Origin of the sequence: Microbacterium sp. CFBP9023 (assembly GCF_034045055.1) — a bacterium.
Classification (GTDB): Bacteria; Actinomycetota; Actinomycetes; order Actinomycetales; family Microbacteriaceae; genus Microbacterium.
The window spans coordinates 256778-279927 of record NZ_JAXCWI010000002.1 but is presented as its reverse complement, the minus strand read 5'-3'; the positions used below and the strand labels follow the sequence as shown (position 1 = coordinate 279927).

The 23150-nt window shown below is 68.3% G+C and carries 23 protein-coding genes; 12 read left to right on the top strand and 11 right to left on the bottom strand.

Annotated elements, in window-relative coordinates; genetic code table 11:
- Positions 1-28 precede the first annotated feature (28 nt).
- The 6 genes from pstA to SOM10_RS11625 all read right to left on the bottom strand — a co-directional run bounded on the left by pstA (position 29) and on the right by SOM10_RS11625 (position 7411).
- On the bottom strand, positions 29-1138 hold the full coding sequence (pstA, locus tag SOM10_RS11650; protein ID WP_320490078.1) for a phosphate ABC transporter permease PstA: 1110 nt from the start codon (positions 1136-1138) through the stop codon (positions 29-31).
- Position 1139: 1 nt separating this feature from the next.
- Entirely contained in the window at positions 1140-2108 is a 969-nt protein-coding gene (gene pstC, locus SOM10_RS11645; protein ID WP_320490076.1) for a phosphate ABC transporter permease subunit PstC, read from the bottom strand.
- Between the two features lie 129 nt (positions 2109-2237).
- Entirely contained in the window at positions 2238-3341 is a 1104-nt protein-coding gene (pstS, locus tag SOM10_RS11640) for a phosphate ABC transporter substrate-binding protein PstS (RefSeq protein WP_053097327.1), read from the bottom strand.
- Between the two features lie 192 nt (positions 3342-3533).
- Positions 3534-4511, bottom strand: coding sequence for an NUDIX hydrolase (locus tag SOM10_RS11635; RefSeq protein WP_053097325.1), 978 nt, complete (start codon positions 4509-4511; stop codon positions 3534-3536).
- On the bottom strand, positions 4508-6673 hold the full coding sequence (locus SOM10_RS11630; protein ID WP_053097323.1) for an RNA degradosome polyphosphate kinase: 2166 nt from the start codon (positions 6671-6673) through the stop codon (positions 4508-4510). Before SOM10_RS11630 ends, SOM10_RS11635 begins: the two co-directional genes overlap by 4 nt.
- Positions 6674-6727: 54 nt before the next feature.
- Positions 6728-7411, bottom strand: a complete 684-nt coding sequence (locus tag SOM10_RS11625) for a winged helix-turn-helix transcriptional regulator (protein ID WP_053097321.1) — start codon at positions 7409-7411, stop codon at positions 6728-6730.
- A 72-nt stretch (positions 7412-7483) separates the two neighbouring features.
- Here SOM10_RS11625 and SOM10_RS11620 point away from each other — a divergent pair, with 72 nt between their 5' ends.
- The 3 genes from SOM10_RS11620 to SOM10_RS11610 all read left to right on the top strand — a co-directional run bounded on the left by SOM10_RS11620 (position 7484) and on the right by SOM10_RS11610 (position 9661).
- Positions 7484-7771, top strand: a complete 288-nt coding sequence (locus SOM10_RS11620; RefSeq protein ID WP_053099202.1) for a hypothetical protein — start codon at positions 7484-7486, stop codon at positions 7769-7771.
- A 164-nt stretch (positions 7772-7935) separates the two neighbouring features.
- Entirely contained in the window at positions 7936-8538 is a 603-nt protein-coding gene (locus SOM10_RS11615; protein WP_053097319.1) for an FABP family protein, read from the top strand.
- 1 nt (position 8539) lies between these two features.
- The gene (locus tag SOM10_RS11610) at positions 8540-9661 is read left to right on the top strand and encodes a YgfZ/GcvT domain-containing protein (protein ID WP_187250567.1); all 1122 of its coding nucleotides are present in this window, start codon (positions 8540-8542) and stop codon (positions 9659-9661) included.
- A gap of 22 nt (positions 9662-9683) precedes the next feature.
- On the opposite strand, the gene SOM10_RS11605 is transcribed toward SOM10_RS11610, so the two are convergent.
- Complete coding sequence (locus SOM10_RS11605; RefSeq protein ID WP_320490073.1) at positions 9684-10508, bottom strand: class I SAM-dependent methyltransferase; 825 nt, start codon at positions 10506-10508, stop codon at positions 9684-9686.
- A gap of 60 nt (positions 10509-10568) precedes the next feature.
- On the opposite strand from SOM10_RS11605, the gene SOM10_RS11600 reads away from it, so the two are divergent.
- Positions 10569-11318 carry a phosphoglyceromutase gene (locus tag SOM10_RS11600; RefSeq protein ID WP_053097313.1) on the top strand — a complete coding sequence of 250 codons (750 nt, stop codon included), beginning with the start codon at positions 10569-10571 and terminating at the stop codon, positions 11316-11318.
- Between the two features lie 61 nt (positions 11319-11379).
- On the opposite strand, the gene phoU is transcribed toward SOM10_RS11600, so the two are convergent.
- Positions 11380-12078, bottom strand: a complete 699-nt coding sequence (gene phoU, locus SOM10_RS11595; RefSeq protein WP_053097311.1) for a phosphate signaling complex protein PhoU — start codon at positions 12076-12078, stop codon at positions 11380-11382.
- Between the two features lie 221 nt (positions 12079-12299).
- Here phoU and SOM10_RS11590 point away from each other — a divergent pair, with 221 nt between their 5' ends.
- Positions 12300-13517 carry a sensor histidine kinase gene (locus SOM10_RS11590; RefSeq protein WP_072591611.1) on the top strand — a complete coding sequence of 406 codons (1218 nt, stop codon included), beginning with the start codon at positions 12300-12302 and terminating at the stop codon, positions 13515-13517.
- Entirely contained in the window at positions 13514-14197 is a 684-nt protein-coding gene (locus SOM10_RS11585) for a response regulator transcription factor (protein WP_053097307.1), read from the top strand. The genes SOM10_RS11590 and SOM10_RS11585 overlap by 4 nt, the downstream gene beginning before the upstream one ends.
- Positions 14198-14288: 91 nt before the next feature.
- Here SOM10_RS11585 and SOM10_RS11580 read toward each other — a convergent pair whose 3' ends face one another.
- Positions 14289-14825, bottom strand: a complete 537-nt coding sequence (locus SOM10_RS11580; protein WP_053097306.1) for a hypothetical protein — start codon at positions 14823-14825, stop codon at positions 14289-14291.
- A 136-nt stretch (positions 14826-14961) separates the two neighbouring features.
- Here SOM10_RS11580 and SOM10_RS11575 point away from each other — a divergent pair, with 136 nt between their 5' ends.
- From SOM10_RS11575 to SOM10_RS11550, 6 genes are all read left to right on the top strand, one after another.
- Positions 14962-15444, top strand: coding sequence for a CarD family transcriptional regulator (locus tag SOM10_RS11575; RefSeq protein WP_053097304.1), 483 nt, complete (start codon positions 14962-14964; stop codon positions 15442-15444).
- A 73-nt stretch (positions 15445-15517) separates the two neighbouring features.
- A complete protein-coding gene (ispD, locus tag SOM10_RS11570) occupies positions 15518-16717 on the top strand; it encodes a 2-C-methyl-D-erythritol 4-phosphate cytidylyltransferase (RefSeq protein WP_414683591.1) in 1200 nt (399 codons plus the stop codon).
- A 91-nt stretch (positions 16718-16808) separates the two neighbouring features.
- Positions 16809-17399, top strand: coding sequence for a short chain dehydrogenase (locus SOM10_RS11565; RefSeq protein WP_295101741.1), 591 nt, complete (start codon positions 16809-16811; stop codon positions 17397-17399).
- Positions 17400-17460: 61 nt separating this feature from the next.
- The gene (cysS, locus tag SOM10_RS11560) at positions 17461-18864 is read left to right on the top strand and encodes a cysteine--tRNA ligase (RefSeq protein WP_320490068.1); all 1404 of its coding nucleotides are present in this window, start codon (positions 17461-17463) and stop codon (positions 18862-18864) included.
- Positions 18857-19864: a 23S rRNA (guanosine(2251)-2'-O)-methyltransferase RlmB gene (gene rlmB, locus SOM10_RS11555; RefSeq protein WP_053097298.1), complete on the top strand. Its 1008-nt coding sequence runs from the start codon at positions 18857-18859 to the stop codon at positions 19862-19864. The genes cysS and rlmB overlap by 8 nt, the downstream gene beginning before the upstream one ends.
- Before the next feature lie 10 nt (positions 19865-19874).
- Positions 19875-20516, top strand: coding sequence for an NAD(P)-dependent oxidoreductase (locus SOM10_RS11550; protein WP_320490066.1), 642 nt, complete (start codon positions 19875-19877; stop codon positions 20514-20516).
- Between the two features lie 2 nt (positions 20517-20518).
- Here SOM10_RS11550 and SOM10_RS11545 read toward each other — a convergent pair whose 3' ends face one another.
- Positions 20519-21823 carry a DUF4032 domain-containing protein gene (locus SOM10_RS11545; protein ID WP_320490064.1) on the bottom strand — a complete coding sequence of 435 codons (1305 nt, stop codon included), beginning with the start codon at positions 21821-21823 and terminating at the stop codon, positions 20519-20521.
- Positions 21824-21904: 81 nt separating this feature from the next.
- Positions 21905-23008, bottom strand: a complete 1104-nt coding sequence (locus tag SOM10_RS11540; protein ID WP_053097292.1) for an ABC transporter ATP-binding protein — start codon at positions 23006-23008, stop codon at positions 21905-21907.
- Between the last annotated feature and the right edge of the window lie 142 nt (positions 23009-23150).

Here is a 23150-nt window from a genome sequence, read left to right as displayed (position 1 = left end):
TTCTTCTTCTTCAGTCGGGTATGACGGCTCAGCGGCCGTTGATCTTGGGGGCGAACACCTTGGCGATGACGCGAGCCAGGAGGTTCAGCACCATCACGATGACGATCAGGGTGAGGGCGGCTGCCCAGGCCCGCTCGAGGTAGGCATCGACGGGGATGCCGGGGTATTTGGCCTGCATGTACGAGAACACCGGCAGTGTGGCCATCTGGCCGCTGAACATGTTCAGGTTCATGCCCTGCACGATTCCGACGGTGAGCAGCAGCGGGGCGGTCTCGCCGATCACTCGGGAGATGGCCAGCATGATGCTCGTCAGGATTCCGGCGATCGCGGTGGGCAGCACGACCTTGAGGATGGTCAGCCACTTCGGCACGCCGAGTGCGTAGGCCGCCTCGCGGAGCTCGTTCGGCACGATGCGCAGCAGCTCTTCCGAGCCGCGCACGACGACCGGGATCATCAGCACCGAGAGCGCGAGCGAACCCATGATGCCCATTCGCGTGCCCGGTCCGACGATGATCGAGAAGACCGAGTAGATGAAGAGACCTGCGACGATCGACGGGATGCCGGTCATGACGTCGACGAGGAAGGTGATGCCGCGAGCGAGCTTGCGGCCTTCGCCGTACTCGACGAGGTAGATCGAGGTCATCAGGCCGATCGGCACCGAGATGATCGTCGCGCCGAGGGTGATGAGCAGCGTGCCCCAGATGGCGTGCACCGCGCCGCCGCCCTCGCCGACGATGTTGCGCATCGAGAAGCTGAAGAACTCTCCGTCGAACCGCATGAGGCCGTTGACGACCACGGTGTAGAGCAGCGAGATCAGGGGCAGGAGCGCGACCACGAAGGCGCCGGAGACCAGCGCCGTCATGAGACGGTCGGTCGCGTGGCGACGGCTCTCGACCACGGTGGAGATCACCATGATGAGCACCATGTAGAACAGCAGGCCGACGACGAGCGTCAGCGCGATGTTGAAGTCGGCGGGGTCGTTGCCCACGTTCATGAAGGCGAAGATCGTCGCCGAGACGACGAATGCGACCAGCAGCAGTGCCCAGGGGGCCCACTTGGGCAGGTGGCCGGCCGAGGTGATGTGCGTCGGGGCGACGACGGACGCGGGCGACGGTGAGGGCGTGAGAGTGGCGGTCATGTCAGTTGGCTCCCGAGAACTCGGCGCGGCGCGAGACGATCCAGCGGGCCACGAAGTTGACCGCGAAGGTGACGATGAAGAGGATCAGACCCGCGGCGATCAGCGTGTTGACGCCTTCGTCGTGGGCCTCGGGGAACCGCAGCGCGATGATCGCAGGGATCGTCGTGGGGTTCTCCGGGTTGATCAGGTTGAAGGTGACGATGCCGAGCGGCGAGAGCACGAGGGTCACTGCCATCGTCTCGCCGAGTGCGCGACCGAGACCGAGCATCGCGCCCGACACCATTCCGCTGCGTGCGAAGGGGAGCACGGCCATCCGGACCATCTCCCAGCGCGTGGCTCCCAGCGCGAGGCCCGCCTCTTCGTGAAGCTTCGGCGTCTGCAGGAAGACCTCGCGGCAGATCGCGGTCATGATCGGCAGGATCATCACCGCGAGCACCAGGGAGGCGGTGAGGATCGTCTTGCCGGTTCCGGAGGGCGTTCCGCTGAAGAGCGGGATGAAGCCGAGGTTCGTGTTCAGCCACTTGTAGAAGGGCACGAGCATCGGCGCGAAGGTGAGCGCTCCCCAGAGGCCGAAGACGACCGAGGGCACGGCGGCCAGCAGGTCGATGATGTAGCCGAGGACGCCGGCGAGGCGGCGAGGGGCGTAGTGCGAGATGAAGAGCGCGATGCCGATGGCGATCGGGGCGGCGATGACGAGGGCGATGAAGCTCGACCACAGCGTTCCGAAGACGAACGGCCACACCCACGACAGGAACGACTGCCCTTCGAGGATGTGGTTGTTGGAGGTGTCGGACGACAGTGCGGGGATCGCCTGCACGATGAGGAAGACGGCCACCGCGGCGAGGGTGACGAGGATGATGATTCCCGCCGCCAGCGCGGTGCCCGAGAAGACGAGGTCGCCGCGGCGGCGGGGAGCGGTGCGCGTCCCGGTGGAACGGGTGGTATCGGGACCCGTTGAGGTTGTGGTCATCGGAGCGACTCCAGGCTCTGAGGGACGTTCGGGGTTTTCATGCGGGTGCCCCCGCGGTGTCGGTCGAGTCCTACGACCGACACCACGGGGGCGTCGGGACCGGGGCTCAGCGGTGTGCTGAGCCGTCGATCACTCCGTGACGATCGCGTCGATCGCCGTGTTGATCTGCTCGCGCAGGCTGTCCGAGATCGGGGCGCTGCCCGCGGCCTCTGCTGCAGCGTCCTGGCCCTCGGCCGACGCGACGTACTGGAAGTACGCCTTCACGAGACCGGCGGTCTCGGCGTCGTCGTACTCGACGCAGCCGATGAGGTACGAGACGAGTGCGATCGGGTACGAGCCGGCGGGCGCTGCGGCCGGGTCGACGGCGTACGCGAGGTCGTGGTCGGAGCGACCCTCCTCGAGCGGGGAAGCCTCGACGAGCGCTGCGGCTGCCTCGGCGGAGTACGCGACGTACTCGCCCTCGACCTCGACGGCGACCTGGCCCAGGTCGGCGGTGCGCGATGCGTCGGCGAAGCCGATGTAGCCGACACCGTTGGTGATCGCGTCGACGACGCCCGAGGTGCCGTCGCCGGCCTCACCGGTCGACAGCGGCCACTCGTCGCTGGCCTCGTAGGTCCACACGTCGGGGGCGACGGCGCTGAGGTACTTGGTGAAGGTCTCCTGCGTGCCCGACGCGTCTGCGCGGTGCACGGGGACGATCGCCTGGTCGGGAAGCTCCACGCCCTCGTTCTGCGAGGCGATGGCGGCGTCGTTCCAGTTGGTGATGGCGCCGGAGAAGATCTTCGCGATGGTCTGGCCGTCGAGGTTCAGCTCGTCGATGCCCTCGAGGTTGAACGCGACGGCGACGGGCGAGATGTAGACGGGGATCTCGACGATGTCGTCGGAGGTGCAGGAGCCGAAGCCGCCTGCGGCGAGCTCGTCGGCGTCGAACGCGCGGTCGGAGCCGATGAAGTTCGAGGAGCCGGCGATGAAGTTCTCGCGGCCGGTGCCCGAACCGGTGGCGGTGTAGTTCACCGTCGTGTCGGGGTTGGCGGTCTGGAATGCGGCGACCCAGGACTGCTGCGCGGCCTCCTGCGAGGAGGCGCCGGTGGCCTCGATCGTGCCGGAGAGCGTGGACTCGCTCGGGGCGTCGGTGGAGCCGCCGGTTCCGCCTTCGTTCGCGGCACAGCCGGCGAGTGCGAGAGCGGCAACGGCGCCGACGGCGCCGATACGTGCGATTCGGGAGATCTTCACTGTGGATCCTTCGATCTTTGATGGGTGGGGCCCGGTGCAGGGCACACAGTGACGCTATGTGCGGCGGTTAACGAGACTCTCCCGCGCAGGTGAACGGGAGGTGAACGGCACGCGTCTCTCTGGGGCATGCGAAAGGCCGCACCCGGAACCGGGTGCGGCCTTCCCACGGCTCGCGGCGCGAGACGGCCGGTGTCACGCCTTGGGGATGTGCGTCTCGATCGCGATGATCCCCGACCCCGGATTCGACGCCGAGAGGTGGACGACCGAGAAGGCGGCCGGTTCGAGATCGGCTGCGCTGCTCACGTACGAGCCGCGGACGGTGCCGGTCGCCAGCGCGATCTCCGTCAGGATTCCAGGGAGGACCGGGCCATGGCTGCACAGCACGGCGGGCTTGCCGGAGCGCACGCGCCGGCCGACCACGGAACGCAGATCGTCGTCACCGTCCTCCCACGCATCCTGACTGATCTTCGGGGTGGTGACGGTCTTGCGGTCGAGGGCTTTCGCGAGGGGCGCCACGGTCTGCATGCAGCGCACGGCATCGCTCGTGATGATCTTGCGCACACCGAAGGCCCGCAGCGGACCGACGATCGACTTCGCCTGCTGCTCGCCGCGGTCTGTCAGAGGCCGTGCGGCATCCGCCCCGTCCCAGTCCGAGCGTGAGAGCGCCTTCGCATGACGCAGAGCGATGATCGGGAAGGTGCGCAGCACGCCGTCGTCGACGAGCTGCGTGAAGAAGTCGAGGATCTCGATGTCGACGGGGTAGCTCAGCCGGGCGCGGGCCTTCTTGACGCTCACCCATTCGAGCGCGGCGATCTCGCGGTTCGGCACGAAGGTCGAGGCGCGGATCGCGTCGGCCGTCGCCTCGGCCGCCCAGTAGTGCACGACCTTCTGCTTGCTCGACGGCAGGTGGTACCGACTGACGCCGACGGGCACGCCGAGGGAGACGCGGATGCCGGTCTCCTCATGCACCTCGCGCACCGCGGTCTCGGCGAGCATCTCGCCGGGATCCACCTTGCCCTTGGGGAGCGTGACGTCGCGGTACTTCGTGCGATGGATCAGTAGGATGCGCAGCTTGCCGTCGATGAGCCTCCACACGACCGCGCCGGCCGCATACACGGCCTTGTCCGTCCATTTCGACCGTGCGGTCTGGGTGCTCGTGTGCGCGCTCATCGAACCGCCCGTGCTCGACGACGCCGCTGGATCAACCCCATGGTCTTGTCCTGCAGGTCGACGAGGGGCTTGCCTGCGGCATCCTCGGCGTGGCGGGTCCAGACGCCGTCGGCTCCGAGGTGCCACGACGTGGTTCCCGGGTCCATGGCGAGATCGAAGAAATCGAGCAGATCCTTCATGTGGACCGGGTCGGTGACGCGCACCAGCGCCTCGACGCGGCGGTCGAGGTTGCGATGCATCATGTCGGCGCTGCCGATGTAGACCTGGGCATCGCCGTCGTTGTGGAATGCGAAGATGCGCGAGTGCTCGAGGTAGCGGCCGAGGATGCTGCGGACGGTGATGTTGTCGCTGATGCCCTCGAGGTCGGTGCGCAGGCTGCAGATCCCTCGGACCCACACGTCGACCTTCACGCCGGCGGCGCTGGCGCGGTACAGCGCGTCGATGACCTCTTCGTCGACCATCGAGTTCACCTTGATGCGGATGCCGGCGGGCTTGCCGTCCTCGGCATTGCGGCGCTCGTGGTCGATCTGGCGCACCAGTCCCTTGCGCAGGTGGAGCGGCGCCACGAGCAGACGCTTGAACTTCTTCTCGATCGCGTAGCCGCTGAGCTCGTTGAACAGACGCGTGAGGTCCTTGCCCACCTGGGCGTCGGTGGTGAACAGCCCGAAGTCCTCGTAGATGCGGCTGGTCTTCGGGTTGTAGTTGCCCGTGCCGATGTGCGAGTAGTGGCGCAGCACGCCGTCCTCCTCGCGGATGACGAGGGCGAGCTTGCAGTGGGTCTTGAGTCCGACGAGGCCGTAGACGACGTGGACTCCCGCCTTCTCGAGCTTGCGCGCCCAGACGATGTTGTTGGCCTCGTCGAAGCGGGCCTTGACCTCGACCAGCGCCAGCACCTGCTTGCCGGACTCGGCGGCGTTGATCAGCGCCTCGACGATCGGGCTGTCACCCGAGGTGCGATAGAGCGTCTGCTTGATGGCCAGCACGTGCGGGTCGCGCGCCGCCTGCTCGAGGAACGCCACGACGCTGGTGGTGAACGACTCGTACGGGTGGTGCACGAGCACGTCCGACTTGCGGATCGCCTTGAAGATGTCGGCCCGCGTATTGCTCCCGGTGGGCTGGAAGGCGACAGCGGTGGTGGGCAGATGCGGCGGGTAGCGGAGATCGGGTCGGTCGATGCGCGACAGGTCGAAAAGGCCGCGCAGATCGAGCGGCCCGGGCAGCCGGTAGATCTCCTGGTCGGTGATCTCGAGCTCGCGCACGAGGAGGTCCATCGTGACCTCGTCCATGTCGTCCGTGATCTCGAGGCGGATGGGCGGGCCGAAGCGGCGCCGCAGCAGCTCGGCCTCGAGCGCCTGGATGAGGTTCTCGCTCTCGTCCTCCTCGATCTCCACGTCCTCGTTGCGGGTCAGGCGGAAGGCGTGGTGATCGAGGACCTCCATACCGGGGAAGAGGTCGCCGAGGTGGTTGGCGATCAGTTCCTCGAGCGTCAGGAAGCGCTTGATCTCGCCGGTTCCGGGCACCTCGACGAAGCGGGGAAGCATGGGCGGCACCTTGAGGCGGGCGAACTCCTGGCGGCCGGTGCGGGCGTTGCGGATGCGGATGGCGAGGTTGAGCGACAGTCCCGAGATGTACGGGAAGGGGTGCGCGGGGTCGACCGCGAGCGGCATGAGGACGGGGAAGACCTGCGCTCCGAAGTACTCGGAGAGCTTGGACCGCTCGTCGTCGCTGAGCTCGGACCATTCGGTGATCTCGATGCCGGATTCGGCGAGAGCCGGACGCACCAGCGACTTCCACGCGTCGGCGTGGCGCAGCTGCAGCGCGTGCGCCTCGCGAGCGATGTCGGCGAGGGCGTCGGCGGGGGAGCGGCCGATGTTGGTGGGCACGGCCAGGCCGGTCACGATGCGACGCTTGAGCCCGGCGACGCGGACCATGAAGAACTCATCGAGGTTGCTCGCGAAGATGGCGAGGAAGTTCGCGCGCTCGAGTTCGGGGAGCGAGGGATCCTCCGCCAGCTCGAGCACGCGCTGGTTGAACGCGAGCCAGCTCAGCTCACGATCGAGGTAGCGGTGGTCGGGGAGGAGCGCGTCCGGGGACTCGATGGCATCGAAGTCGTCATCTTCAGCGTCACCGAGACCTGCGTCGGCGAGTGCGGGATCGATCATGGGGTACATCTAAGCACCGTGAGGTGTCGCGCGCGTGAACTGACCTCTCGTGCGTCAGCGCGCAGCGGCGACCGGCTCCTCGTCGTAGACGTTGAATCGGTAGCCGACGTTACGCACCGTGCCGATGATCTGCTCCTGGTCGCCCAGCTTCGCCCGCAGTCGACGGACGTGCACGTCGACCGTTCTGGTGCCGCCGAAGTAGTCGTATCCCCACACCTCGCTGAGCAGCTGCTCGCGGGTGAACACGCGAGAGGGGTGCGTGGCGAGGAAGTGCAGCAGCTGGAACTCCTTGTAGGTGAGGTCCAACGGGCGTCCGCGGAGCTTCGCCGAATAGGACTGCTCGTCGATCGTGACGCCCGACGCCTGTACGCGGGTCGGTTCGGCGACCTCGTCACGGCGTGCGAGTGCGAGCCTGACCCGCGCGTCGGTCTCGGCCGGCCCCGCAGTCGACAGCAGCACGTCGTCGATGCCCCACTCGCCCGAGAGGGCGCTCATGCCGCCCTCGGTGACGACGAGCAGCAGCGGGGCGTCCTGCCCTGTGGCCCGCAGCAGGCGGCAGAGGGACTTCGCCCCGACGAGATCGAGACGGCCGTCGACGATCACGATGTCGTACTCGGGGGCGCTCACGAGTTGGGCGGGCTCGGCCGGGATCTGACGCACTCGATGGCTGAGGAGCTCGAGTGCGGGCAGGACCTGCTCCGAGACCGGAGCATTGGTCAACACCAGGACCTGGGCCACACGCACTCCTTCCGGACGGCGGGGTACGCCGTGCCGCAATGATACCGGGCGCTGATGGGTGACAATGGAGTCATGACGGATCCAGCGCTCGCACCGCGTAATGCTTTCGTCGGCGTGCTCATCGTCTGGGCCGTCGCCTTGGTGGCCGCTGTCGGCGTGGGCATCTTCGTCGCCGAGGAGTGGCGGGTGCCGTGGCTGCTCGTCGCGTTCGGCGCGATCGTGCTCCTCTCCTTCGCCGTGCAGCTGCAGTACGGGCGCACACAGGGCTTCATCTTCCGTGTGGGTGCCAGCACGATCGGTGCGCTGCTGCTGATGGGCGTGATCTCCGTCGGCTTCGGCCTGGCCGCACTCCTCACCTGATCCGCAGACGAGACACCGGGTCTACCGCAGGGTAAAGTGGTGGCCATGGATCTCATGGCGCTCGAACTCTTCTTCATCGGCCTCCTGGGCCTGGCGAGCCTCGCGATCGCCTTCGTCTCGGTCGTCGTGCTGAGAAACCTCTTCCGCGGCCAGCGCTGAGCATCGTGCTCGAGCTCCCCACCGATCTCCCCGCCGACCTCGCGCCGCTCTCGTGGCTCATCGGCGTCTGGGAGGGAACCGGCGTCATCGACTATCCGGTCGGCGACGAGCGTCTACAGGGTGAGTTCACTCATCGCGTGAGCTTCAGCCACGACGGCGGCCCGTTCCTCAACTACTCGGCCACTGCGACGTTCACCGGCGACGACCAGGCGGTCTCCCTCCCGCTCGTCGCCGAGACCGGTTTCTGGAGACTCAGCCGTCCGGCCACCGCCGCCGATCCCGGCCCCGGGCTGCTGCCGCCGCTGACCGAGCCGGTCACGCGCGGAGTCGACGACGTCGAGCAACTGCGGGCGGCATCGGGCGGATTCCCGATCGAGGTCTCTCTCGCACACGCCGACGGGACGCTCGAGCTCTACCTCGGCGAGATCAACGGTCCGCGCATCGACATCGCCTCCGACGCGATCGTCCGCGGTGCGGGTGCCAAGGAGTACGGCGCCGCGACGCGCATGTACGGACTCGTCGACAACCACCTGCTCTGGGCCTGGGACATCGCGGCTCTCGGCACTCCTATGCGGGCGCACGCGTCGGCACGATTGGCCAAGGTCTGACATGACCGGTTTCTCCGGCATCCCTGGCGCGGTGACCGGCGACGGCGGGATCGCCCACTTCGGCGACGCGTTCCGTGAGCAGCGTCGCCTCGCCTCAGGCGGGGCGATCGTGCCGCTCGACGACCGGACGGTCATCGAGGTCGCCGGCCCCGAACGACTCGGATGGTTGGATTCCATCACCTCGCAGTCCGTCGGTCGGCTCGCGCCCGGCGAGAGCACCGAGATGCTCGTGCTCGATCCCCAGGGGCGCGTCGAGCACGCCGCCGGCGTCCTCGACGACGGGGCATCGACCTGGCTCATCGCGGATGCCGGCGATGCCGAGGCGTTGGCGACCTGGCTGACGCGGATGAAGTTCCGCACACAGGCCACCGTCGCCGTGCGTCCCGATCTCGCGCTGCTCGGCTTCGTCGACGGAGGCGCGGCGGCTGAGCGTGGGACTGCTGCGGCATCCGCTCCTGCAGGCGCACCGCTGATCTGGACCGATCCGTGGCAGCGCGTGAGCGCGGGCGGTCACCAGTACGCCGAGGTCCTCGATCACCCGGGTGCAGACCTCGCCTGGAAGGTGGCCATCGCGACCGCCGAGGCAGCAGATGCGCTGGCAGCGACGCTCTCACCGGAAGAGGTCGCCGGACTCCTCGCCGCCGAGGCACTGCGCATCGCCGCCTGGCGACCGCGGTGGTCGGCCGAGGTCGACGAGCGCTCGCTGCCGCACGAGTCCGACTGGATCCGCACCGCCGTGCACCTCAACAAGGGCTGCTACCGCGGACAGGAGACCGTCGCGAAGGTCCACAACCTGGGTCACCCGCCGCGCAGGCTCGCGGCACTGCACCTCGACGGCAGCGAGGCCGTGCTGCCCGCGGTCGGCGATGCGGTGCTCGCGGGCGACGACGAGGTCGGTCACATCACGTCGGTCGCCCGGCACCATGAGGACGGACCGATCGCGCTCGCGATCCTGTCGCGTCGCACGCCGGTCGGCGATCTCGTCGTCCGCGCCGAGGGGGCCGACATCGCCGCGACGCAGCAGGTGATCGTGCCGGCGGATGCCGGTGCCACGGCCGACATCCCTCGTATCACCCGACTGTCCCGACGGCCGAGCGCACCGGATCCGCGCCAGGCGGGCTGACTCGCGGGGCGAGCAGTGCCCTTCACGGGAGCGGCGCGACCGCATCCCAGGGGAGCGTGAGCTCACCGAGTCGCCACCGGCTCTTGACGCCGAGCACGGGCCAGCCCTGATCGCGCAGAGCGGCGACCGCGCCCAGGAATCTCTGCGTCGCTCCGAAGGTCGACAACGGCGCCGCACGGCTCCACTCGCGATCGAGGTCGACGAGCAGGGCGTGTACGCGCTCGCCGGGCACGTTGCGGTGGATCAGCGCTTTCGGCAGCCGCTCCGCGACGATGCTCGGATGCTCGAGATCTGCGAGACGCAGCGAGATCGTGAACCGGAGCGGCGATCCGGTCGGGTCGACGTCGACCCAGCTCGACACCCGACCGATCTCGTCGCAGGTGCCCTCGACGAGCAGGCCCTCGGGAGCGAGGCGCCCGGCCATCGTGCTCCAGGCCGCGGCGACATCGGACTCGTCGTACTGGCGGAGCACGTTCATCGCGCGGATCACCGCGGGGCGCCGCCCGGCAGGCAGAGGCACCTCGAATCCACCGCGGGCGAAGGAGACGCGCAGATCGGGCGAGAAGGCGGTGTTCCCTGCCTGCACCTCGACCAGCTGCTGAGTCGCGGTCGCGACTCTGACCGGATCGATCTCGAGGCCGCGCACCTCGGCATCCGCTCGCACGCGCTGCAGTCGGGTGGCGAGCTCGAAGGCGGTCACCCCGCTGGCGCCGTAGCCGAGGTCGATGACGAGCGGATCCGCGGCGCGGCGGAACGCGGGGCTCACCGCGATCCAGCGGTCGTTGCGGCGCAGCCTGTTCGTCCCGGTGGTGCCGCGGGTCGGCCGACCGAGGGGAGATGACGCCATGCGTCAATCCTCGCAGGGCATGGGCGTGGACGCGTCCGGCTGCGCCGATAAACTGGGGCCATGACTTCGAAGCGCACCCTGATCCTGCTCCGTCACGGCCGGAGCGAGTGGAACGAACTGAACCTCTTCACCGGATGGGTGGACGTCCGCCTGAACGAGCAGGGCCGGAACGAGGCCCGCCGAGGCGGCGAGCTCCTGGCCGAGGCGGGCATCCTGCCCGACGTGCTGCACACCTCGCTGCTCAGCCGTGCGATTCAGACCGCGAACATCGCGCTCGACGCGGCCGACCGCCTGTGGATCCCGGTCACGCGCTCGTGGCGCCTCAACGAGCGTCACTACGGCGCTCTGCAGGGCAAGGACAAGGCCCAGACGCTCGAGGAGTTCGGCCCGGAGCAGTTCCAGCTGTGGCGCCGTTCGTTCGACGTGCCGCCGCCCGTGCTCGACGACGACAGCGAGTTCAGCCAGGTGAATGACGTGCGCTACGCCGGCATCGACGGCGAGGTGCCGCGGACGGAGTCGCTGAAGCTCGTCATCGATCGCCTGCTGCCGTACTGGGACGACGCGATCGTCCCCGACCTCGAAGCAGGCAAGACGGTCCTCGTCACCGCGCACGGCAACTCGCTGCGCGGCCTCGTGAAGCACCTCGAGGGCATCAGCGACGATGACATCGCCGAGCTGAACATCCCCACCGGTATCCCGCTCGTGTACGAGCTCGACGAGAACAACGTCCCCACCGGTCCCGGCCGCTACCTCGACCCCGAGGCTGCCGCCGCCGGTGCTGCCGCCGTGGCAGCGCAGGGCAAGAAGTAACACCGCAGACGAAGGGGGCGGATGCTGACAGCATCCGCCCCCTTCGTCGTGTCATCGGCGCTCAGGCGTGGCCGAGCTCCTGCTGCTGCTCGACCGCGAGGGCGATGTCCTCCTCCTCGATGCGCCAGTCGCCGGTCGCCAGGTAGATGACCTTCTTGGCGACCGCGACCGCGTGGTCTGCGAAGCGCTCGTGGTAGCGGCTGGCGAGCGTCGCGTCGACCGTCGCCGTGGCCTCGCCCTTCCAGTTGTCGCTGAGCACCTTCTCGAAGACGCTGGCGTGCAGCTCGTCGATGTCGTCGTCGGTGTTGCGGATGGTGTCGGCCAGCTTCAGGTCCTGGGTTCGCAGCAGCTCGGAGAGCGTGCGCGAGATCTCGACGTCCAGCTCGCCCATTTTCGTGAAGGTGCCCTTGAGGCCCTTCGGGATCGCGCGCTCGGGGAAGCGCAGGCGTGCGAGCTGGGCGATGTGCTCGGACATGTCGCCCATGCGCTCGAGCGAGGCGCTCACGCGCAGCGCGGTGACGACGACGCGCAGGTCGCGCGCGACCGGCTGCTGGCGGGCCAGGATCTCGATGGCCTGCTCGTCGAGCGCCACGGCCAGCGCATCGATCTTGGCGTCATCGGCGATGACCTCTTCGGCCAGCTCGACATCGCTCGTGGCGAAGGAGCGGGTGGCCTTGTCGATGGAGACCGTGACGAGGTCGGCGATCTCCACGAGCTGGGACTGCAGGTCCTCGAGGGACTGATGGAAGACTTCGCGCATGTCGGCGCAACCTTTCGTTCGGGTCTCGGCTGTGGTGTCAACGCGAGACGGCCGGGCCGCTCGCACGAGAGGAGAGCACAGCGCTCCCGCACAGGCCCGAAAGCGATTGTCTGCTCCGAAGGTTAACGAACGGTGCCCAGCACGTGAATAGTACTTCTCGCCGTGGCTCAGGGGCGGGCGAACCCGCCGATCCGCGGGTGAACGCACTCTACGCTGGGGTTATGACCTTGCCGCAGATCGCGCTGCTCGCGTTGGCCGTCGGCCTCGTGATCGGCGTCGGCCTCTCCCTTCTCGTGGCCTGGGCATATCGTGCGCGGGCGCGCGTGGCCGATGAGACCTCGCTCGTGGTGCCGGAGGGTGTGACCGCCGTGCTCGGCAGCATGGACGATGCGGCATGCGTGGTCGACTCCTCCGGACTCGTGCTCGCCGTCTCGAAGGCGGCGACCAGGTTCGGCATCGAGGTGGGCGCACCCCTGGAGAACCCCGAGCTGCGTCAGCTCGTGCGTGGCGGACGCATCGAGGGCAGTTCGGCGACCGAGTCGCTGCGCATCACGCGCGGCGGGCTCAGCCTCGATCCACGGCTCGTGTCGGCTCGGGCGAGCGCCATCAGTCCGCGCATGACGCTGCTGATCATCCGCGACGTCACGGAGCAGGAGCGCCTCGACCAGATGCGCCGAGACTTCGTGGCGAACACCAGTCACGAGCTCAAGACCCCTGTGGGAGCCGTCACTCTGCTCGCCGAGGCCATCGAATCGGCGGCCGACGACCCTGCTCAGGTGCGCCACTTCGCGACCCGGATCTCGGCCGAAGCCGCACGTCTCGGTCAGCTGACCGGTCGGATCATGAGTCTCTCGAGACTGCAGACCGACGATGCGCTGTCCGATGTGCGGCCCGTCTCGATCGACGAGGTTCTCGCCACCGCGCTCGAGGCGCATGTCGTGCAGGCCGACTCCGCCGGGGTCGAACTCGCCCGCGGCGGCGATCGCGGAGTCTGGGTGCGCGGCGACTCGCAGATCCTCATCGAGGCCTTCGGCAACCTCATCGCGAACGCGATCGTCTACTCCCCGAAGGGGTCGCGCGTCGGCATCGGTGTGAAGGCCGATGAAGGGGTGGTCGAAGTGGCGGTCTCGGACCAGGGCATCGGGATCGCGGAGGCGGATCGGGAGCGGATCTTCGAGCGCTTCTACCGGGCGGACGAGGCGCGGTCCCGCCGCACCGGCGGAACGGGGCTCGGACTCTCGATCGTCAAGCATGCGACACAGCGCCACGGCGGCGAAGTACGCCTCTGGTCGCGCCCCGGACGAGGCTCGACCTTCACCATCAGGCTTCCGAGGATCGACGCTCCCCCGAGCATCGACAAGGACCAGAAGAACAAGAAGAAGCGCGAGCGCAAAGCGGCCAAGGCCGCTGCTCGCGTCCGAAACGGAGAGAACGCATGACCCGCATCCTTCTCGTCGAAGACGAGCCCGACCTCGCCGACCCGCTCGCCTACCTGCTGCGCCGAGAGGGGTACGAGGTCGAGATCGCCGAGGACGGTCCAGGGGCGCTGGCCGCCTTCCGCGAGCGTGGCGCCGACGTCGTGCTCCTCGACCTGATGCTGCCTGGCATGCCGGGCACCGAGGTGTGCCGGCAGATCCGCTCGACCTCGGCTGTGCCGATCATCATGGTCACGGCCAAGGACTCGGAGGTGGACATCGTCGTCGGACTCGAGCTCGGCGCCGACGATTACGTCACAAAGCCGTACTCTTCCCGCGAGCTGCTCGCCCGGATGCGCGCGGTCCTTCGTCGCGTGGTGCAGGCCGACAGCGAGCTCGACGAGCGCGTGCTCGACGGGGGACGCGTCTCGCTCGACATCGATCGCCACACCGTCTCGGTCGCCGGACAGCAGATCAACATGCCTCTGAAGGAATTCGAGCTCCTCGAGGTGCTGATGCGCAATTCAGGTCGAGTGCTCACGCGCGGTCAGCTGATCGACCGCGTGTGGGGGAGCGACTACTTCGGAGACACGAAGACGCTCGACGTGCACATCAAGCGGATCCGCTCCCGCATCGAGGAGAACCCGGGGGAGCCCGTCATGCTCGTCACGGTTCGCGGTCTCGGGTACCGCTTCGAGGGCTGACGCAGTCGTCGGACGGCACGCCCGTCCCCATGACGGAGAAGAGGCCGGCACCCCGCAGGGTGTCGGCCTCTTCGTCAGCGTATGCGCCGGCTCACTCCGCCGGAGCGGGGGCAGCCGTGTCCGTGGGGGCCGGCTCGGGCGTCGGTGTCGACTTCTGCTCCGTGGGCACGAGGTCGGCGTAGTACGGCAGAGTGCCGTCGAGAACGGGAACCTGAGTCTTCGTCCCGGCACCGTCGCCCGACTGGAAGTGGATCTCGATGGTCGCGCCGGGCATGGTGTCGAGTCCGTCGATGCGCAGCGGTTCCTCGTCGGCACCGAAGCTGACGGTCTTGCCCGCGGGCACGGAGACGGTGAACGGCTCATCGGAGCCCGACACGGTCATCGTGAGCGTCGCCTTGTCGGCGGTCGGGTTGACCACGGCGCCGATGAAGTTGCCGACCGATCCGTCTTCGTTCGCGACGATGAAGGCATTGCGCACGTCGATGGGGCCGTCGGAGTCCGAGACGTTGACGCCGTCGGAGGCGGAGTATTCGATCGTCGTCGCCTGCGGCGAGATGAACGTGCAGCCCGTCGCGCCCAGAAGAACGAGGGCGCTGATGGCGGCAGACGCAACAAGGCGCGATTTCACGGGTCCTCCTGAGGTACGACGGGATATCCGCGTCCCATTCTATGCGCATGCGGGGCACCGCCCGAGGACGCGGCGGCGCGAACCTTAGCGCATGTCCCCTGTGGTATCCTTGAGGTTGCCGAAAGGACAAGTTTTTATGCTTTTTGAGGTTGGCGAAACTGTCGTCTATCCGCACCATGGCGCTGCGACCATCATCGAGGTCAAGGAGCGCATCATCAAGGGTGAGGCGAAGAAATACCTGAAGCTCAACGTGACCCAGGGGGACCTCATCATCGAGGTGCCTGCGGAGAACGTCGATCTGGTCGGGGTCCGCGATGTCATCGGCCGGGAGGGGCTCGACAACGTGTTCGAGGTGCTCCGCGCTCCGTTCACCGAAGAGCCCACGAACTGGTCTCGTCGTTACAAGGCGAACCTTGAGAAGCTCGCCTCCGGCGACGTGATCAAGGTGAGCGAGGTCGTCCGCGACCTGTGGCGTCGGGATCAGGACCGCGGTCTGTCGGCCGGTGAGAAGCGGATGCTGGCGAAGGCTCGTCAGATCCTCATCTCGGAGCTGGCTCTGGCGGAGAAGACCGACGAGGACAAGGCGAGCGCGCTGCTCGACGAGGTCCTCGCTTCCTGAGCGGATCGAGACAAGGCGGGTGCTTCGGCATCCGCCTTTTTTCGTGCGCGCCGGTAACGTGAACCTGGTGAGCATGCTTCCCGTCCCTGACACCGCGATCATCGTCGTCGCCGCCGGCTCCGGCACGCGACTGGATGCCGGAGCGCCCAAGGCGTTCGTCGGCATCGACAGCCATTCGATCCTCCGCCACGCGCTCGACGGCGTCTTCGCGGCGGCGCCCGCGCAGGTCATCGTGGTCGCCCCCTCAGGGTTCGAGGGCGACGCGGAGACCGAGGTGCGTGCTGCGGCCGGCGATCGCGTCGACCTCGGCAGGGTCGTGACGGGCGGAGAGACCAGGCAGCAGTCGGTCGCCGCCGGTCTGAAGGCCCTGTGGGGAGACATCACGCGAGTTCTCGTGCATGACGCGGCGCGCGCGCTGACGCCGCCGGAAGTGATCGACGGCGTGGCCCGGGCGATCGACGGCGAGACAGGGGTCATCCCGACGCTCCCCGTCGTCGACACGCTCAAGCGGGTCGACGGAGACGCGGTCATCGCGCCGGTGGATCGCTCCGAGCTCGCGGCAGCGCAGACGCCGCAGGGCTTTCCGCGCGCCCTTCTCGAGGCCGCCTACGATGCTGCGAGCGGCTCGGACGTCGAGTACACCGATGATGCGGCGCTGTTCGCCGCCGCCGGACATCTCGTGCGTCAGATCCCGGGTTCGCCCAGCGGATTCAAGATCACCACGCCCGCCGACCTCGAGCGCGCCCGCCAGCTGCTGGCGGCTGTCGCCATTTCGGCACCCGAGCTCGCCCCGACGTGGACGGGACCCCGGGTCGGCCTCGGCACCGACGTGCATGCATTCGGCGGAGACGGGAACCTGTGGCTCGCCGGCCTGCAGTGGCCGGGGGAGCCGGCGCTCTCCGGGCACTCCGACGGCGACGCCGTCGCTCACGCGATCGTGGACGCGCTGCTCGGCGCTGCAGGGCTCGGAGACATCGGCGAGCACTTCGGCACCGCACACCCAGAGTACGCCGGCGCACACGCGGACGTCTTCCTCGCCCGCACCCGGGAGATCCTCACCGAGGCCGGTTTCGCGATCGGCAACGTCTCGGCGCAGTTCCAGGGCAATCGACCGCGCTTCAGCACGCGACGCGCGGAGGCGGAGCAGGTCCTGTCCACCGCGCTCGGTGGCGCGCCGGTCTCCGTCACGGCGACCACGACCGACGGACTCGGGTTTCCCGGGCGAGGCGAGGGGATCGCGGTGACGGCAGTCGCGATGGTGCATGCGGTCTGACAGGCGTCACGGATTGCGCGGGAATGTCTCAGCATCCGCGCTCGTTGTCGGAGAACGTCGTGCGATCGTCGCGCGATCCGGAGGAGGCAGCATGAGGATCCTGGTCATCGGAGCCAGTGGACAGGTCGGCCGCACGGCCGTCGACGCGTTGGCCGGACACGAGGTCATCTCGGCGTCGCGCAGCAGCGAGCCGTCCGTCGATGTCACCGACTCGGCGTCGGTGGAGCACCTCTTCGCCTCGGTCGGACAGATCGATGCCGTGATCGTCGCCGTGGGAGAGGTGCCCTTCCGCTCGCTCGACGAGCTGAGCCGGAGCGACTACGAAGCGGCTTTCCGCGGCAAGGTGCTGTCGCAGCTCGACGTCGTGCGCATCGGCACGTCGTATGTGCGCGATGGCGGCTCGATCACGCTGACCTCCGGCATCCTCTCGCGCGAGCCGATCGCCACCGGCGCCGCGGCGTCGCTCGCGAACGGAGCCATTGAGTCCTTCGTCGTCGCCGCGGCGACCGAGCTGCCCCGCGGAATCCGCATCAACGTCGTGAGCCCGTCGGTGCTCGCGGATGCGCCGTCGTATCACTCGTCGTTCCCCGGCTTCGTGCCCGTGTCGTCGCACCGCGTGGGGCAGGCCTTCGCGAAGAGCGTGCTCGGCGTGCAGACCGGGCAGGTCTACCCGGTCGACTGAGCGGCGGCAGGGCCGGGGTCACACCCAGTCTTCGGATTGCGCCGCCCGGTAAGCTTGTGCGGTGACTCTCCGCCTCTACGACACCCGCGCACAGCAGCTGCGCGACTTCGTGCCTCTCGATCCCGAGAACATCACGATGTACGTCTGTGGAGCCACCGTGCAGTCCGGCCCTCACATCGGTCACGTCCGAGCGGCGCTGAGCTTCGACCTCCTGCGGCGGTGGCTGACTCACCGCTACGGCCGCGTCACGTTCGTGCGCAACGTCACCGACATCGACGACAAGGTGCTCGTCAACGCGACAGACGTCGAGCCGTGGTGGGCGCTCGCATACCGCATGGAGCAGGAGTTCACCGCAGCGTATGCCGGCATCGGCATCCTGTCCCCGACTTATGAGCCGCGCGCGACGGCGTCCGTCCCGCAGATGCAGGAGCTGATCGCGATCCTCATCGAGCGCGGCCACGCGTACCCTGCACCGGACGGTTCCGGCGACGTCTACTTCGACGTCCGCTCGTGGACGGAGTACGGGTCGCTGACGAACCAGTCCGTCGACGCGATGGAGGCGGCGGAGGATGCCGACCCTCGCGGCAAGCGCAACCCGCAGGACTTCGCGCTGTGGAAGGGTGCCAAGCCCGACGAGCAGGCGGATGCCGTGTGGCAGTCGCCCTGGGGCGCAGGTCGCCCCGGCTGGCACATCGAATGCTCGGCGATGTCCAAGCGCTACCTCGGATCCGAGTTCGACATCCACGGCGGAGGCCTCGACCTGCGCTTCCCCCATCATGAGAACGAGCTCGCCCAGTCGACCGCGGCCGGAGACGGCTTCGCACGCTACTGGGTGCACAACGGCCTCGTGACGGTCGGCGGACAGAAGATGTCGAAGTCTCTGGGCAACTTCACCCTGGCGAGTGACGTGCTCTCGGAGCGGGATCCGCAGGTGGTGCGCTACGCACTCGCCGCCGCGCACTATCGCTCGAGCCTCGACCTCTCGGAGTCGTCCTGGACCGAGGCAGAGGCGGCACTCGGCCGCATCCGCACGTTCGTCGAGCGCGCAGAGCGCATGCTTCCGAAGACCTTCGGCTGGGGGGAGCGCACGTCGCTGCCCAAGGCGTTCGCCACCGCGATGGATGACGACCTCGGCATCCCGCAGGCGCTCGGAGTCCTGCACGACACCGTGCGCGCGGGCAATGCGGCGCTCGACGCCGGTGATGCCGACGGCGCCGGGACGGCGAGGAGCGAGGTGCTCGCGATGCTCGACGTCCTCGGATTCGAGCGCGTGGGTGTCGCGTCGACGGGCGATGCGCAGGCCTCTGCTCTCGACGCGCTCGTGCAGACGATGATCACCCAGCGCGCGCAGGCGCGCGCTGACAAGGACTGGGCGGCGGCCGATCGCATCCGTGATGCGATCGCCGCGGCAGGAATCACGCTGGAGGACTCTCCGGCCGGAACTCATTGGAGTATCGATGGCTAAGCCACAGCGCCCCGGCGCAAGCAACGGCAAGAAGAAGGGCCCCACCAAGGGCACCGGCGGACTCGGACGCAAGTCCCTCGAGGGCCGCGGACCGACCCCGAAGGCGGAGGACCGCGCCTGGCACCCGGCGGGCAAGCGCAAGGCCGCGGCCGAGCGCTATGCGGCATCGGGTGGAAAGGGCAAGCCAGGGCAGCGTCAGACGTCCGGCGGAAACCCGAACCGCTCGGCTCGCGCGAAGGACAACACCACTGAGGTCGAGGTCGTCACCGGCCGCAACTCGGTGCTCGAGGCTCTCCGGGCGAAGATCCCCGCGTCGGCGTTCTACATCGCGCAGCGCGTCGAGATGGACGACCGCGTCAAGGAGATGCTGTCGATCGCCACCCACCGCGGAATCCCGGTGCTCGAGGTCACGCGTCAGGAGCTCGACCGCATGGCCGGCTTCGACGGAGTCCACCAGGGCGTCGCCGTCAAGGTGCCGCCCTACGAGTACGCGCACCCGCAGGACCTCCTCGAGGCCGTCATCGACAAGGGCGAGGTCCCGCTGTTCGTCGCCCTCGACGGCATCACCGACCCCCGCAACCTCGGCGCGATCATCCGCTCGACCGGTGCGTTCGGCGGACACGGCATCATCCTGCCGCAGCGTCGTTCGGCCGGTGTGAACTCGGCAGCCTGGAAGACGAGTGCCGGTGCTGCGGCACGCGTGCCTGTCGCGCTGGCGACCAACCTCACCACGCAGCTCAAGGAGTTCAAGAAGCAGGGCGTCTTCGTGCTCGGCCTCGACGGCGACGGCGACGTGCTGCTGCCCGAGCTCCAGCTGGCCGACCGCCCCGTCGTGATCGTGACCGGTTCAGAGGGCAAGGGCCTCTCGCGTCTGGTCGCCGAGACCTGCGATCAGATCGTGTCGATCCCGATCTCGGCCGTGACCGAATCGCTCAACGCCGGCATCGCGACCTCGGTCGCGCTCTACCAGGTGTCGTCCATCCGCAACGCGAAGAAGTAGGGGAGAAGTCATGGCTCGGATCGTCGTGCTCGGAGGAACCGGCTACGCCGGACGCCACATCGTGTCCGAGGCGGTGAGCCGCGGCCATGACGTGATCGCGATCTCACGCAGCACGCCGACCGATGCTATCGACGGCGCCTCGTACGTGCAGGGCTCGGCGCTGGACGCCTCGTCGCTCGCGAACGCCTTCGACGGAGCGGATGCCGTCGTCTCGGCACTCTCGCCGCGTGGCGACATGGCGGACCGCGTGCTCGAGGCGCTGACGAACGTCATCGCGGAGCTCGCCGATACGAGCACCCGCCTCGGCGTGGTCGGCGGCGCCGGTGGAAGCCTGGTCGCCCCGGATGGCCCGCGCCTCTTCGACCTCGACTTCCCTGAGGAGTACAAGCACGAGGCACAGGTCGGCATCGACTCGCTCGCACTGCTCCAGAGCACGGACCGGTCGCTGGACTGGTTCTTCATCCACCCGGCCGAGGTCTTCGGACCCTGGGCCGAGGGTGAGCGCACCGGTCACTATCGCGATGGTGGAGATGTGCTCGTGCGTGACGCCGAGGGCAAGTCCTTCATCTCGGGGGCGGACTTCGCGGTCGCGGTGGTCGACGAGATCGAGCGTCCGGCGCACCGTCGCGGACGCTTCACGGTCGGGTACTGACGTCAGACGAGGTCGCGCCAGTCGACCTCGTCGTCGTCATCGGCGACGGAGTGCGTGCCTGTGATGACGGGCAGGCTCATCGTCTCGGTGGGCGGGCCCATGATGGTCGCCTCGTCGCGGCGGTGGCGCAGCACCTCGTTGATGTAGCTCGTGAGGACCTCGGCGAGCGGGACTGAGCGTCCCTGCGCCTGAGAGAGATACCACCGGTGCTCGAGCACCTGGTGGAACACCTCTGCGGGTTCGAGCTTGGCGCGCAGCTCCCAGGGGATCGCACGCACCACGGGCTCGAACACGCGGGTCAGCCATTCGTGCGCGTACATCTCCTCGTCGACCCACTGCTTGGTCGAACGGGCACGGAACTCGTCGAGATCGTTGAGCAGGCGGCGGGCCTGGTTCTCCTCGACGTCCAGGCCCGTGAGGCGGATCAGGCGGCGCTGGTGGTGTCCGGCATCGACCACCTTCGGCTGGATCTCGACGACCGTGCCGTCAGAGGTCGTCGACATCGACATCTCGTCGATGTCGAATCCGAGGGCGTTGAGGCGTTCGACGCGCTCCGTGATGCGCCAGGTCTCCGCCGCGGCGAAGGACTCCTGCACCGTCAGCTCCGCCCACAGCGAGTGGTACGACGAGACGATGCCGTCGGCGATCGCGACCGCGTCGACGCCGTGCTCGAGCCGTCCGCCGGCCGCGAGGTCCATGATCTCCCCGGCGATGTTGGTGCGGGCGAGGTCGAGGTCGTAGAGGCGCTGCCCGTCGGTGAGTCCCTCCTCGTGCAGTTCACCGGTCTCGGCGTCGACGAGGTAGGCCGCGAAAGCGCCGGCGTCCCGGCGGAAGAGCGTGTTCGAGAGCGAGACGTCGCCCCAGTAGAAGCCGACGTTGTGCAAGCGCACCAGGAGCACCGCGAGGGCGTCGACCAGGCGATTCGCCGTGTCGGGGCGCAGCACCCGGGTGAAGAGGGCGCGATACGGCATGGAGAAGCGGAGGTGCGAGGTGACGAGCGCGGCGGGGAGGGGCTCGCTGGCGGCATCCGATCGCCCCGCGATCACGGCGACGCGGTCGACGCAGGGCACATCGAGCCTGGCCAGGTTGCCGAGCATCTCGTACTCGCGCCTCGCCATCTCATCGGTCGTCTCTTTGACCGCGACGACCTTGCCCGAGAGGTCGGCGAAGCGCACCAGATGCCGTGACAGCCCCTTGGGGAGCGACACGATCTGCTCGGACGGCCACTTGCCGAGGGGTGTCGACCAGGGGAGGGCGAGCAGGGCCGGGTCGATCGAGCTCGCCGTGATCCGCAGCGCATCCTGCATGTCTCTCCAATGGGTCGGCGCGGAAAAGAAAGAAGCGGCGCGGGCGACCGAAGTCAGCCCGCGCCGCGTCAGTGGGTCCGATCAGGCGGAGACGATCGGCTTGTCATTCAGACGAACGCCCGACTCGATGTCGAACGCGTGCACGTGGCCCGCGTTCGCCGCGAGGGTGACGGTCTCACCGGCGTTGGGGTGGCTGCGACCGTCGACACGTGCGACCAGGTCGGCGCGCTTGCCGTTGATCTCGGTGTGACCGTAGAGGTAGCCGTCAGCGCCGAGCTCCTCGACGAGGTCGACGACGACCGAGAGACCCTTGCCGTCGGCGGGGCCGACGGTGATGTCCTCCGGGCGGACGCCGACGGTGACCTGCGAGCCGTTGGCGCGGCCCACGGTGTCGCGGTCGAGCGGGACGACCTCGGTGCCGAAGCGCACGCCGCCGTCTGCCAGGTCTGCGCTGAACAGGTTCATCGCGGGCGAGCCGATGAAGCCGGCGACGAAGACGTTCTCGGGCTTCTCGTACAGGTCACGCGGCGAACCGACCTGCTGGAGGAGTCCGTCCTTCAGCACGGCGATGCGGTCGCCCATGGTCAGAGCCTCGGTCTGGTCGTGCGTGACGTAGACCGTGGTGACGCCGAGGCGGCGCTGCAGCGACGCGATCTGCGTGCGCGTCTGGACGCGGAGCTTGGCGTCGAGGTTCGACAGCGGCTCGTCCATGAGGAAGACCTGGGGCTGACGGACGATCGCGCGACCCATCGCGACACGCTGACGCTGACCACCCGAGAGGGCCTTCGGCTTGCGGGTCAGGTACTCCTCGAGGTCGAGCAGCTTCGCGGCCTCGAGCACGCGGCTGGCGCGCTCTTCCTTGCCGACGCCGGCGATCTTGAGCGCGAAGCCCATGTTCTCGGCGACCGTCATGTGCGGGTACAGCGCGTAGTTCTGGAACACCATCGCGATGTCGCGGTCCTTCGGCGGCACGTCGGTGACGTCGCGGTCACCGATGAGGATGCGGCCGGCGTTGACCTCTTCGAGGCCGGCGAGCATACGCAGCGAGGTGGACTTTCCGCAGCCGGACGGGCCGACGAGAACGAGGAACTCGCCGTCAGCGACCTCGAGGTTGAGCTTGTCGACAGCCGGGCGGGTTCCGCCGGGGTAGAGGCGGGTGGCCTCGTCGAAAGTCACAGATGCCATTGTGTTTCTCCTTCACCGGCAGGTACGTGCCGGACGATCCGTAGTGATAGAGCGGCGGAGCGATCCGCCGTGACCCCTCATCGGGTCGGGATCAGTATGGCAGATGCCCGTGCATCTGGGTATTTCTCAGCCTGGCTGGTTA

Coding starts and splice junctions, on each gene's coding strand:
- SOM10_RS11630 (WP_053097323.1), bottom strand. CDS start 6,673: ATGATCGATCCCGCACTCGCCGACGCAGGTCTCGGTGACGCTGAAGAT.
- SOM10_RS11565 (WP_295101741.1), top strand. CDS start 16,809: ATGAGGATCCTGGTCATCGGAGCCAGTGGACAGGTCGGCCGCACGGCC.
- SOM10_RS11600 (WP_053097313.1), top strand. CDS start 10,569: ATGACTTCGAAGCGCACCCTGATCCTGCTCCGTCACGGCCGGAGCGAG.
- SOM10_RS11605 (WP_320490073.1), bottom strand. CDS start 10,508: ATGGCGTCATCTCCCCTCGGTCGGCCGACCCGCGGCACCACCGGGACG.
- SOM10_RS11620 (WP_053099202.1), top strand. CDS start 7,484: ATGACGGATCCAGCGCTCGCACCGCGTAATGCTTTCGTCGGCGTGCTC.
- SOM10_RS11610 (WP_187250567.1), top strand. CDS start 8,540: ATGACCGGTTTCTCCGGCATCCCTGGCGCGGTGACCGGCGACGGCGGG.
- SOM10_RS11545 (WP_320490064.1), bottom strand. CDS start 21,823: ATGCAGGATGCGCTGCGGATCACGGCGAGCTCGATCGACCCGGCCCTG.
- pstA (WP_320490078.1), bottom strand. CDS start 1,138: ATGACCGCCACTCTCACGCCCTCACCGTCGCCCGCGTCCGTCGTCGCC.
- pstC (WP_320490076.1), bottom strand. CDS start 2,108: ATGACCACAACCTCAACGGGTCCCGATACCACCCGTTCCACCGGGACG.
- SOM10_RS11590 (WP_072591611.1), top strand. CDS start 12,300: ATGACCTTGCCGCAGATCGCGCTGCTCGCGTTGGCCGTCGGCCTCGTG.
- SOM10_RS11585 (WP_053097307.1), top strand. CDS start 13,514: ATGACCCGCATCCTTCTCGTCGAAGACGAGCCCGACCTCGCCGACCCG.
- SOM10_RS11635 (WP_053097325.1), bottom strand. CDS start 4,511: ATGAGCGCGCACACGAGCACCCAGACCGCACGGTCGAAATGGACGGAC.
- rlmB (WP_053097298.1), top strand. CDS start 18,857: ATGGCTAAGCCACAGCGCCCCGGCGCAAGCAACGGCAAGAAGAAGGGC.
- SOM10_RS11540 (WP_053097292.1), bottom strand. CDS start 23,008: ATGGCATCTGTGACTTTCGACGAGGCCACCCGCCTCTACCCCGGCGGA.
- SOM10_RS11575 (WP_053097304.1), top strand. CDS start 14,962: ATGCTTTTTGAGGTTGGCGAAACTGTCGTCTATCCGCACCATGGCGCT.
- ispD (WP_414683591.1), top strand. CDS start 15,518: ATGCTTCCCGTCCCTGACACCGCGATCATCGTCGTCGCCGCCGGCTCC.
- SOM10_RS11550 (WP_320490066.1), top strand. CDS start 19,875: ATGGCTCGGATCGTCGTGCTCGGAGGAACCGGCTACGCCGGACGCCAC.
- phoU (WP_053097311.1), bottom strand. CDS start 12,078: ATGCGCGAAGTCTTCCATCAGTCCCTCGAGGACCTGCAGTCCCAGCTC.